The sequence below is a fragment of the Bradyrhizobium sp. WSM4873 genome, assembly GCF_055811355.1.
The window spans coordinates 412086-422510 of record NZ_JBVVPS010000001.1; the positions used below are offsets into that span (position 1 = coordinate 412086).

At 64.3% G+C, this 10425-nt stretch carries 12 protein-coding genes; all 12 read right to left on the reverse strand.

Annotated elements, in window-relative coordinates; all coding sequences use genetic code 11:
• Window positions 1-5 precede the first annotated feature (5 nt).
• The 12 genes from AC0L21_RS02015 to AC0L21_RS02070 all read right to left on the reverse strand — a co-directional run bounded on the left by AC0L21_RS02015 (window position 6) and on the right by AC0L21_RS02070 (window position 10294).
• Window positions 6-308, reverse strand: a complete 303-nt coding sequence (locus tag AC0L21_RS02015) for a nucleoside triphosphate pyrophosphohydrolase family protein (protein WP_473257473.1) — start codon at window positions 306-308, stop codon at window positions 6-8.
• Window positions 309-334: 26 nt separating this feature from the next.
• Window positions 335-862, reverse strand: coding sequence for a carboxymuconolactone decarboxylase family protein (locus AC0L21_RS02020; protein WP_473257475.1), 528 nt, complete (start codon window positions 860-862; stop codon window positions 335-337).
• 486 nt (window positions 863-1348) lie between these two features.
• The gene (locus AC0L21_RS02025; protein WP_473257477.1) at window positions 1349-1708 is read right to left on the reverse strand and encodes a Zn-ribbon domain-containing OB-fold protein; all 360 of its coding nucleotides are present in this window, start codon (window positions 1706-1708) and stop codon (window positions 1349-1351) included.
• Complete coding sequence (locus tag AC0L21_RS02030; protein ID WP_473257481.1) at window positions 1705-2841, reverse strand: thiolase family protein; 1137 nt, start codon at window positions 2839-2841, stop codon at window positions 1705-1707. The genes AC0L21_RS02025 and AC0L21_RS02030 overlap by 4 nt, the downstream gene beginning before the upstream one ends.
• Complete coding sequence (locus AC0L21_RS02035) at window positions 2838-4061, reverse strand: CaiB/BaiF CoA transferase family protein (protein ID WP_473257484.1); 1224 nt, start codon at window positions 4059-4061, stop codon at window positions 2838-2840. Before AC0L21_RS02035 ends, AC0L21_RS02030 begins: the two co-directional genes overlap by 4 nt.
• A gap of 121 nt (window positions 4062-4182) precedes the next feature.
• On the reverse strand, window positions 4183-4389 hold the full coding sequence (locus AC0L21_RS02040; protein ID WP_007592312.1) for a hypothetical protein: 207 nt from the start codon (window positions 4387-4389) through the stop codon (window positions 4183-4185).
• 116 nt (window positions 4390-4505) lie between these two features.
• On the reverse strand, window positions 4506-5675 hold the full coding sequence (locus tag AC0L21_RS02045) for an acetyl-CoA acetyltransferase (RefSeq protein WP_473257487.1): 1170 nt from the start codon (window positions 5673-5675) through the stop codon (window positions 4506-4508).
• Between the two features lie 59 nt (window positions 5676-5734).
• Complete coding sequence (gene eda / locus AC0L21_RS02050) at window positions 5735-6385, reverse strand: bifunctional 4-hydroxy-2-oxoglutarate aldolase/2-dehydro-3-deoxy-phosphogluconate aldolase (RefSeq protein WP_473257489.1); 651 nt, start codon at window positions 6383-6385, stop codon at window positions 5735-5737.
• Between the two features lie 13 nt (window positions 6386-6398).
• Window positions 6399-7379 (reverse strand): sugar kinase, encoded by a 981-nt coding sequence (locus tag AC0L21_RS02055; protein ID WP_473257491.1) that lies wholly within the window; start codon window positions 7377-7379, stop codon window positions 6399-6401.
• Window positions 7380-7402: 23 nt separating this feature from the next.
• Entirely contained in the window at window positions 7403-8389 is a 987-nt protein-coding gene (gene denD / locus AC0L21_RS02060) for a D-erythronate dehydrogenase (protein ID WP_473257494.1), read from the reverse strand.
• Window positions 8390-8468: 79 nt separating this feature from the next.
• The gene (locus tag AC0L21_RS02065) at window positions 8469-9344 is read right to left on the reverse strand and encodes a carbohydrate ABC transporter permease (RefSeq protein WP_473257496.1); all 876 of its coding nucleotides are present in this window, start codon (window positions 9342-9344) and stop codon (window positions 8469-8471) included.
• Between the two features lie 2 nt (window positions 9345-9346).
• A complete protein-coding gene (locus AC0L21_RS02070) occupies window positions 9347-10294 on the reverse strand; it encodes a carbohydrate ABC transporter permease (protein ID WP_473257499.1) in 948 nt (315 codons plus the stop codon).
• Between the last annotated feature and the right edge of the window lie 131 nt (window positions 10295-10425).

Consider the following 10425-nt stretch of genomic DNA (forward strand, 5'->3'; position numbering starts at 1 on the left):
GCGGCCTAGCGGCCCGCCGCCTCGCTGATCCGCCGATTGATCTTGGCCGCACTCGCCTTGAGCAATTCGGATGGCTGCTGGCCGGTCGCGGCGCACAGGCAGGCCCAGTAATAGATGACATCGCCGAGCTCTTCGACGAGGCCTGCCTGGTCAAGCCAGTCATCGCGCAGCAGCTTCTTGATGTGCTCAGCGACCTCGCCGGATTCGCCGGCGAGACCGAGGCCCAGATAGGACAGCCGTTCGTTGGACGGATGCTCATCGACTCTTGCAACGGTGGCGGCCCAGGCCGCATATTCATCGATTGTCATGAGCATCCCTCACAGCAATTGCTCGATCAGCCTACCACTTCGGTGACCGGCTGAAGGTCGATCTCAAAGGTCTCCAGAAACTTTGACGTCATGATGTAGAATCCGACCGAGAGCTGCAGTTCAACCAGCGCGGCCGGCGTCAGCTTCGATGAGATCGCCTTGAACGTCGCATCAGTCGGCTTGTTCAATTTCACGATCTCGTCGGTGAAGGCGAGCGCGGCACGCTGCACCTCGTCGAAGCACTTGGCATCCTGCCAGTTCTCGATCGCTTCGTTCTGCTCGTCGGTGACGCCGACATTCTTGCCGATGCGCTTGTGCGCGACGATCTCGTACGGCGCCTCGCACAAAATGCCGGTGCGGGTGATCGCGAGTTCGCGCACGATCGGATCGAGCTCCCCCTTGTGGCGGATGGCGCCGCCGAGCCGGCAGTACTGCTCGAAATAGCTCGGCGAATGCGACATCATCCGGAAGATGTTGGCATTGCGGTTCTTGTCGAGGATCTCGCGGGTGCGGTCGGATGCCTTGGACGGGTCGCTGTAGTTGATACGGGCCATGATTTTCCTGAAGTTTTTCCCTAGGCCTTTGATGCTTTTTGTCGCTAGCGGCGAAAGTTCCACGAAACTGTATTCTTGCGCGTCCGCAGGAGCAACAACATCGAGTCAAAATGCCGCCGCATTGCTGAACGACCTTGGCACAGTCGATATTCGCCGCGTGGGGACTTGATCGCGGCGGATACTCGCAAGGGGTGTTCCGAGTAAAAACAATTGGCCATTGGGCGCTAACCGCGCATCGATGAGTCACGCCCAAGTCTAGGGAGAAAATGGCATGAAGGAAGCCACCAAGGGGGCGGCCTCGGAAGCGTTCGCGCATATGCTGGCGGTGATGGCGATGCTCGTCATCGCCAGCATCTTGTTCTACGGGCGTTAGTTAAGAGTCGCGTAGGAGTTTTCGTCATTCCGGGGTGGCCCTCGCACAAGCCAGGCCCAGAATTCCCGTTCCAGGCTCGGTCTCTCAGGACCGCCCCCGAATGACGAATCCCACTATGATCTCTTCGTGAAAAACGGCACAATCTTCCCAGCGAACAGTTTGAAGCTCGCACTGACCTCATCGCCGATGGCGAGATCATTCTCACCATGCGCCATCATGCGAAAACCCTCGGCGCAATCGACCAGCAGGATGTTGTAGGGCACGTGGGACCGCGTCTCAGGCGTCGCGGCGCGGCAGACCAGCGATGCCGCGTAGACCCTGCCCTTGCCGCTGGCGTGCTGCTCGCGCGGATCGGACGCGCCGCAGGCCGCGCAGAAGGCGCGGTTGAAATACTGCACATGCTTGCATGAGGTGCAGGTCTGAAAGGTGATGACCTGCTCACCTTGGGTCCAATCCGCGATTCGCTCGCTCATCGCACCCGCTCCAGGAACATGGTCACGTGGGACGACAGCACGCCGCCATCCCCGTGCAGCAGCGCGATCGAAGCGTCGCGCACCTGACGATCCGCCGCCCGCCCCGTCATCTGCAGATGCGTTTCCACCAGATGCGCCATGGCGCCGCCGACGCCGCAATGACCGTAGCTGAGCAGGCCGCCATGGGTGTTCAGCGGCATCGCGCCGTCTCGGCTGAAATGGCCGGCGCGCACGCGCGCGGCTGCCTCGCCGCGGCCAGCGAGACTGAGGTCTTCCAGCAGCGTCGCGAGCGTGATCGTAAAGCTGTCATAGATCGCGGCGTAGCGCACGTCGGAGATCGCAAGGCCGGTCGCGTCCTTGGCGCGGCCGACGGAGATCTCGGCGCCGAGTTCGCTCAGGGCGGGCGCTGCAGTGACGTGCTGATGGGTGTGGGCCTGGGCACAGCCGCGAATGCGCACGCCGGCCTCTCCCGTCCGCTCGCGGCTGATCACGAAAGCCGCGCCGCCGTCGGAGACCGGGCAGCAATCGAGCAGCTTCAGCGGCATCGCCACCGGTTTGGAAGCCATGACGTCGGAAACAGTGATGGAATCGCGGAATTGCGCGCCGGGATGGGTGCAGGCATGAGCGCGCATCAGTACCGCGAATTCGGCGAGGTCTTCTTCCGTCACGCCGTATTCGTGCATGTACCTGTTCGCGACCAGGCCGTAGTAGGCGGGAATGGTCGGTCCGAGCGGCACCTCGTAATCGGGATGGCCGACCTGTGCCAGCGCCTGGATCGAGGCATCGCGGCTCTGCCCGGTGAGGCGGTTCTCGCCGGCGACGACGAGCACATTGCGGGCGACGGCTGCTTCCACGAGATGATGGGCGAGCATGGTCATCGCGAGCCCGGTCGCGCCGCCGACCTGGACGGCATGGGCGTAAGCGGGCCGGATGCCAAAATGTTCGGCAAAGACGGTCGCCAGCATGATGTGCGGCGATACGGTGGAATAACCGCAGAGGATGCCGTCGATCTCGGCGCGCTTGAGCCCGGCATCGTCGAGCGCGGACTGCGCGGCCTTGCTCATCAAGTCGAGCGACGATAAGCCTTCGTGCTTGCCGAAAGATGTGAGGCCGACGCCGGTGATGAAGCTCATGGGCGCACCAGTGCATCGTCATTCCGGGGCGGCGAACGGGTGACGCCATCGCGGACCATGGCGTCGATCTCGTCGGCGGAATAGCCGACCTCACGCAGGATTTCCGCGCCGTGCTCGTTGAGCTGCGGGGCAAGCCGCACCGGTTCGGCCTCGGTCTCGGACCAGGTCGCTGTCACCCTCATGCTTCGGATCGGCCCTTCGGTTGGATGGTTCACCACCGGGAAAAAGTTGGTCGCCTCCAGATGCTCATCGTGCAGCATCGACGCGAGGTCGTGCATCGGCATCACAGGCACGTCCGCCTTGGTCAGCAGGTCGATCCATTCCTCGGTGCTGCGCGTCTCGAAGATGCGCGCGAGTTCGGCATAGACGATGTCGATATTGGCGGCGCGGCCGGCGAATGTCGCGAATCTCGGATCGGCGCGCAGATCCTCGCGTCCCGTCGCTTTGAAAAAATTCTCCCACTGCTTGTCGTTGTAGACGATGACGCTGAGATAGCCGTCCGACGTCTTGTAGGGCCGACGGTCGCGCGAGAGGTGGCGGGCGTAACCGCCCTTGTCGAGCGGGGGCTCGTAGGTGAGCCCGCCCATGTGGTCGCCCATGACGAAGCCGGCCATGGTCTCGAACATCGGGATGTCCACGCGCTGGCCGCGTCCGGTGCGGTCGCGGTGCACGAGGCTGGCGCAGATCGCGCCGACGGCGGTCAGGCCGACGATGCGGTCGACCAGCGCGTTCGGCACATAGCGCGGCACACCGTCACCGGTCTGCGCCATCAAGGCCGGCAGCGCGGTGGCGCCCTGGATCAGATCGTCATAGGCGGGCTTTGCGGCATACGGCCCGTCCTGGCCGAAGCCGAACACGCCGGCATAGACCAGCCGCGGATTGATCTCGGAAACAACGTCATAGCCGAGTTGAAGCCGCGCCATCGCCTGCGGGCGGACGTTGTAGACGAGAACGTCGGCATCTTTCAGCAAGCGCAGCACGGCCTCGCGGCCGGCGGGCTTTTTCAGGTCGAGGCAGATCGAGCGCTTGCTGCGGTTGGTGTTGAGGAACACCGGGCCCATGCCCGCGTGCCGCATCGGGCCAATCAGGCGCGTGACGTCGCCGTCCAGCGACTCCACCTTGATGACGTCTGCGCCGTAGTCGCCGAGCATCTGGGTCGCATAGGGACCCATCAGCACGGTGGTCATGTCGACGACCTTGATGCCCTTCAGCGGCCCCATCGTTCGCTCCCGATTGCGCGGGCTCAGATGAGCCCTGCGATTTCGGTCCAGCTAACGGCAGCGGCGGCGCCTGCGCAAGGGCGGCCGGCGTATGGCCGCATGCGCCGGCCGCGAAAGGCCGCTATTTCTTCTGACGGGATTCGCGCACCTTGAGGAGACGGTCGAGCTCCTCGTTCTGCTGGTTGATGCGGTCCGCGATCCGCGACTCGTTCTGCTCACCCGAGGCGGCCGCGGCCTGCTCGATGAGCTGACGGATATTGTCCTCGAGAATCGCGATGCGATCGTTGAGAGCGTCCATCGACAGCGAATCTTCGTAGTCATTGCTCATGATGCATCCCCTGCAAATCGATCAAGAGCTTTAAGGGCCCCCGGCGGGCCCACCATGATCTAGCGCAAGATTAAGAAGGTGGGCACAGCGCTTCGCGCCTTGCTCACCGTGCAGCCTTACTTCAGCGGCTCCAGCACGGAGACGTAGTTGGCAACCGCCGCACCGCCCATGTTGAAGATGCCACCGAGTTTGGCGTTCTTGAGCTGCATGCCCTCGGGCGCTTGGCCGGCGAGCTGCATCGCGGTCATCACGTGCATGGAGACGCCGGTGGCGCCGATCGGATGGCCCTTGGCCTTCAGGCCACCGGACGGATTGACCGGCAGCTTGCCCTCCTTGAGCGTCCAGCCTTCCTTGATGGCGCGGCCGCCCTGCCCCCTCGGCGTCAGCCCCATCGCTTCGTACTCGATCAGCTCGGCGACAGTGAAGCAGTCATGGGTCTCCACGAAAGAGAGATCGCTGAGCGCAACACCCGCCTTCTCCAGCGCGCGCTGCCAGGCGACCGTGCAGCCCTCGAACTGGAGGATGTCGCGCTTGGACATCGGCAGGAAATCCTGGGCGTGCGCAGTGGCGCGGAAGCCGATCGACTTGCTCATGCCCTTGGCGGTTTCCGCGTCGGCCAGCACCAGGGCAGCGGCACCGTCCGAGACCAGCGAGCAGTCGGTGCGCTTCAGGGGGCCGGCAACGTAGGGGTTCTTCTCACTCTCGGCGCGACAGAAGTCGAAGCCGAAGTCCTTGCGCATCTGGGCGAATGGATTGGCGACACCGTTCTTGTGGTTCTTGGCCGCGATCAGCGCCAGTGCATCGGACTGGTCGCCGTATTTCTGGAAATAGGAGCTGGCGATCTTGCCGAACACGCCGGCGAAGCCGCCGACGGTGTCGCCGTCCTCGGGCAGATAGGACGCCTTGAGCAGGTTCTTGCCGATCTCCGGCCCCGGCGTGCGCGTCATCTGTTCGACGCCGACAACGAGGACAATCCTGGCCGCGCCGGCCGCGATCGCGCGCACGCCCTGATGGACGGCGGCGGAGCCGGTGGCGCAGGCGTTCTCCACCCGGGTCGCCGGCTTGAAGCGCAGCTGCGGGTCGGCCTGGAGCACCAGCGAGGCGGTAAAATCCTGGGGCGAGAAGCCGGCGTTGAAATGGCCGAGCACGATCTCGTCGACATCGCCGGCCGAAATGCCGGCATCCGCCAGCGCCTCATTGGCGACCTTCACCACAAGGCTTTCCACGGTCTCGGTGTCGAACTTGCCGAACGGCGTATGCGCCCATCCGACGATGCTGGCGGTCATGGTCTTTCTCCCTGGCGGTCTCTTGCTGACCTAAGTCTTAGCCCAGCGATGGCAAGACTTCACGCGGGTTTAAGGGCCTGGAGGGTGCGCTGGCAGATGGCAGTTATGCCGGCCCAGTTCCCGGCCCTGATCTCCGCCGCCGGGCACAGCCAGGAACCGCCGACCGCGACCACATTGGGCTCCGCGAGCCAGGTTGCCGCATTGGCCTCGCCGACCCCACCGGTCGGGCAGAACCGCACGTTCGGGAACGGTCCACCCAGCGAGCGCAGCCCCTTGATGCCGCCGGCCTGCTCGGCCGGGAAAAATTTTGCGACGTCGAAGCCGTAGGACAGCGCCATCATCAGCTCCGACGCCGTGGCGATACCCGGCGCAAACGGCAAGGAGCTATGGGTGGCGGCCTTCAACAGGTCCGGGGTCAAGCCCGGGCTGATGCCGAACGCAACGCCGAGCTTCTCGACACGCGTAAAGTCGGCCGGATTGAGAATCGTGCCGATGCCAACCACCGCCTCGGGCACCTCGGCCATCATCGCCCTCGCCGCCTCAATCGCAACCGGGGTCCGCATGGTCACCTCCAGGGTGCGGACGCCGCCGGCCACCAGCGCACGCGCCAGCGGCACCGCATCCTGAATCCGCTCGATGGTGAGGACGGGAATGACGGTCGCGGCCTTGAACAGCGCGGCGAGGTGGTTCTGCTGGGCAGTCGTGGTCATCTTGGCTTTCGTTTCACTTGGTCACTTGACGCGTCGTCGCCGGCCGGTGCCGTTTCTTCGGCGGCATGGCATAGCCCGGAATGATGGCGCCGGAATAGCAGATCACGAGGCTGGCGAGGCGGTGCCCGGCCTGGGCGGCCTCGACCGGGTCGGAACCGGCGAGCCGTGCAGCGATATAGGCCGCCGCAAAGCTGTCGCCGGCCGCGGTGGTGTCGACCACGGGCTTGGTCATGGGCTCGGCGCGGACCTCGTAGGGCCCCCCGGGAAAACGCAGCAGACTGACCGGCTCGGCGAGCCGGAATACGAGCTCGGGGCTCGGGATGCGCGCCATCAACTGCTCGTGGCTCTCGCCGGGATAGAGGGCGAGCAGATCCTCGGTCGAGGTCAGCACGATGTCGGCGGTCGCGAAGGCCGCTGAAAACACCTCGCGCGCGACGTCGCGATCCGGCCATCCGCGCGCACGAAAATTGGTGTCGAACACGAAGCGGGTGCCGAGCAGGCGCGCGCGCTTGATCGCCGCGAACAGCCGCTCGCGCCCGGCCGCGTCGTAGATCGAGAGCGTGATCGCAGAGAGATAGACGATGTCGTAGCTCATCAAGGAGTTGAGGAGATCGTCCGTCTCCGGCAGATTCATCAGCTGTCGCGCCGCCGCACTGTCGCGCCAGTGGAAGAACTGGCGCTCGCCCTTCGCATCCAGCTGGATCATGTAGAGGCCGGGCAGCTTGCCGGGCAGGCGCGCGACGCGCCTCGTGCCGACGCCCTCCGCAGTCCAGGCCGCGATCATCTCATCGCTCAGGGCATCGTCGCCAAGCGCGGTAAAATAATCGACTTTGACCTGGAGCCGCGCGAGGTACACGGCCGTGTTGAGAGTGTCGCCGCCGAATCCACGCGAGTAGAGGCCACCACCCTGCCCGCTGGAATGTCCGGCGGATTGTCCACCCTGGGCCTGCCGGAGCTCGACCATGCATTCGCCGATGCAAGCAACGCTCGCCATCACTTTACCCGCTCAGTCAGAGATCAGGCGACGAAATTGCCGCCGAGCTCGTCTTCGATGTGAATGCGGATGATGTCGTCGAAAGTCTTCTCGGCGGTGGTGAAGCCGAGCTCGAGCGACCGCTTTGCATTGAAGTTGCGCGGCCAGCCGCCGACGATGCCGACGATGAAGGGATCGGGCTCCCGCTTGATGCGAGCAGCGACCTTGTCGCCGGCGACGCGCTTCAGCGCAGCGATCTGCTCGCCAACCGTCGCCGACAGGCCCGGCATGGTCAAATTACGGCGCGGCCCCACTGCGGCCAGGTCCATGGTGCCTGCATGCAGCAGGAAGCCGACGGCGGAGCGCGGCGTGGCATGCCAATGGCGGACGTCCTCGGACACGGGAAGGACCGCTTCCTTGCCGGCCAGCGGCTCGCGCAGGATGTTGGAAAAGAAGCCCGATGCCGCCTTGTTGGGCAGGCCGGGCCTGATGCAGATGGTCGGCAGGCGGATGCCGATGCCGTCGAGGAAACCGCGGCGGGAATAGTCGGCCAGCAGCAATTCGCCGATCGCCTTCTGCGTGCCGTAGCTCAGAAGCGGCGTGTGGAAGAACTCGTCGCCGATCGCATCGGGGAACGGCGCGCCGAACACCGCGATCGAGGACGTGAAGACCACGCGCGGCTTGTAGCCGCCGCCGGCGAGCCTGACGGCATCGAGCAGCATCCGCGTGCCGTCGAGATTGATGCGGTAGCCCTTGTCGAAATCGAGCTCGGCTTCGCCCGAGACGATCGCGGCGAGATGAAAGATCACGTCCGGACGGCCGGCGATCAGCTTTTCGGCCGCACCCGGCACGGCGAAATCGCTCGACATGGTCTCGACGGCAAAAACGGCTTTTTCCGGCGCCTTCGGCTCGACCACGTCATGCATGGTCAGCTTGGTGATGTCGCTCTTGCCGAGCCGGCCGTCGCGCAACAACCGTTCGCAGAGTTTGCGGCCGACCATGCCGGCGGCGCCCAGAACCAGAATGTGCAAGAGCCTACTCCTTTTTATTGGCCGGAACGCGCCGGTTTCGGCGATTCGTCCTGGCGCGCTCTCAAGGCTGGCCCCGCGATCATTCCTTCACGGCGCCGGTCATCGCCGACACATAGTACTCCACGAAGAAGGAATAAAGGATAACTACCGGGACCGAGCCGGTCAGAGCCGCCGCCATCAACGCGCCCCAATGGTAGACGTCGCCATTGACGAGCTCGGTGATCGCGCCGACGGGGATCGTCTTGTTCTCGGACGAGGAGATGAAGGTCAGCGCGTAGATGAACTCGTTCCAGGACAACGTGAAGGCGAAGATGCCCGCCGAGATCACGCCCGGCAGCGAAAGCGGCAGCGTGATCTTCATCAGAATCTGCAGCCGCGTCGCCCCGTCGATCAGCGCACATTCCTCCAGCTCATAGGGGATGGTGCGGAAATAACCCATCAGGAGCCAAGTGCAGAACGGGATCAGGAAGGTCGGATAGGTCAGGATCAGGGCCAGATTGCCGTCGAACAGGCCGAGCTGAAACACGATCGCCGCCAGCGGGATGAACAGGATCGAGGGCGGCACGAGATAGCCGAGGAAGATCGCAAGGCCGACATAGCGCGATCCCTTGTAGCGCAGGCGCTCGATCGCATAGGCAGCGCAGACGCTGGCGAACAGGGAGATGAAGGTCGAGGACACCGAGACGATCACGGTGTTCCACATCCAGAGCGGATAGTCGGTGTCGAAGAACAGCTTCTTGATGTGCTCCAGCGTCGGATGCACGATCCAGAACGGATTGTACTTTTCGTAGTCGTACATCTCCGCGTCCGGCTTGAACGTCGCGATCGCCATCCAGTAGAACGGGAACAGCAGGAAGAAGATGATCAGGCCGAGCGGAAAGTAGACGCGGAGAAACCTCCGCGGGAAGCTTTCGAGGTAGTCCATTCCGACGCTTTGGTCGTCCGCCGTGGTCATGGTCAGTCCCTCCCGCCCTGCTGCCAGCGGGAACGCTGAAGCCCGAAAAAGCTGAGCAGGATCGCCGCGACCAGGAACGGAATCATCGCGTTCGAGATCGCCGCGCCCTCGCCGAGATTGCCGCCGGTGATGGCGCGCTGGAACGACAGCGTCGCCATCAGATGGGTGGCGTTGATCGGCCCGCCCCGCGTGATGGTGTAGATGAGTTGGAAGTCAGTGAAGGTCATCAGCACCGAGAACGTCATCACCACCGCGATGATCGGCGACAGCATCGGCAGCGTGATGTGACGGAATCGCTGCAGATTGGTGGCGCCGTCGAGATTGGCGGCCTCATAGAGCGAGGGCGAGATGGTCTGAAGTCCCGCCAGCAGCGTGATCGCCACGAAGGGCACGCCGCGCCAGATGTTGGCGGCGACGACCGACCAGCGCGCATTCCAGGGATCGCCGAGGAAGTCGATATAGCGTGTGATCAGGCCGGCCTTGATCAACACCCAGGAGATGATCGAGAACTGGCTGTCGTAGATCCACCAGAACGCGATCGCAGAGAGCACCGTGGGCACGACGAAGGGCAACAGGACGATGGCGCGGACCATCGACTTGAACGGCAGCCGCTCGTTGAGCAGCAGCGCCAGGTAGAGTCCGATGGCGAATTTCACCGCGCTGGCGGCGACCGTGTAGAAGATGGTGTTGAACACCGACAGCCAGAACACCGAGTCCTTCGAGAGCGAGACGAAATTCTGGAAGCCGATGTAGCGCCCGGCGCCACCGATCTTGGTGTCGGTCATGCCGAGCCAGAAGCCCAGCGCCAGCGGGTAAGCCAGAAACAGGATAAGGATCGCGATTGCCGGCACCATGAACATCGCGCCGAGAAAATGCCGGCTTTCGAATGCTCTGGTCCACAAGCTGGGGCGCTTGACCTGCGCGACTGCGGACTCGGCCATAACTGCCATGTCGGATTCCCCTCGACGAAAAGTCGCGGGGGGGGGGGGGGGGGGCGGGCGGGGGGCGGCGGGGGGGGGGGGGCGCGGCGGCGGGGGGGGGGGGGGGGGGGGGGGGGGGGGGGGGGGGGGGGGGGGGGGGG

Bases quoted from the DNA above. Each gene is read 5' to 3' on its own strand.
- AC0L21_RS02065 (WP_473257496.1), bottom strand. From the start codon at position 9,344: ATGACCACGGCGGACGACCAAAGCGTCGGAATGGACTACCTCGAAAGC.
- AC0L21_RS02020 (WP_473257475.1), bottom strand. From the start codon at position 862: ATGGCCCGTATCAACTACAGCGACCCGTCCAAGGCATCCGACCGCACC.
- AC0L21_RS02015 (WP_473257473.1), bottom strand. From the start codon at position 308: ATGACAATCGATGAATATGCGGCCTGGGCCGCCACCGTTGCAAGAGTC.
- eda (WP_473257489.1), bottom strand. From the start codon at position 6,385: ATGACCACGACTGCCCAGCAGAACCACCTCGCCGCGCTGTTCAAGGCC.
- AC0L21_RS02045 (WP_473257487.1), bottom strand. From the start codon at position 5,675: ATGACCGCCAGCATCGTCGGATGGGCGCATACGCCGTTCGGCAAGTTC.
- AC0L21_RS02025 (WP_473257477.1), bottom strand. From the start codon at position 1,708: ATGAGCGAGCGAATCGCGGATTGGACCCAAGGTGAGCAGGTCATCACC.
- AC0L21_RS02040 (WP_007592312.1), bottom strand. From the start codon at position 4,389: ATGAGCAATGACTACGAAGATTCGCTGTCGATGGACGCTCTCAACGAT.
- AC0L21_RS02035 (WP_473257484.1), bottom strand. From the start codon at position 4,061: ATGGGGCCGCTGAAGGGCATCAAGGTCGTCGACATGACCACCGTGCTG.
- AC0L21_RS02030 (WP_473257481.1), bottom strand. From the start codon at position 2,841: ATGAGCTTCATCACCGGCGTCGGCCTCACATCTTTCGGCAAGCACGAA.
- AC0L21_RS02070 (WP_473257499.1), bottom strand. From the start codon at position 10,294: ATGGCAGTTATGGCCGAGTCCGCAGTCGCGCAGGTCAAGCGCCCCAGC.
- AC0L21_RS02055 (WP_473257491.1), bottom strand. From the start codon at position 7,379: ATGGCGAGCGTTGCTTGCATCGGCGAATGCATGGTCGAGCTCCGGCAG.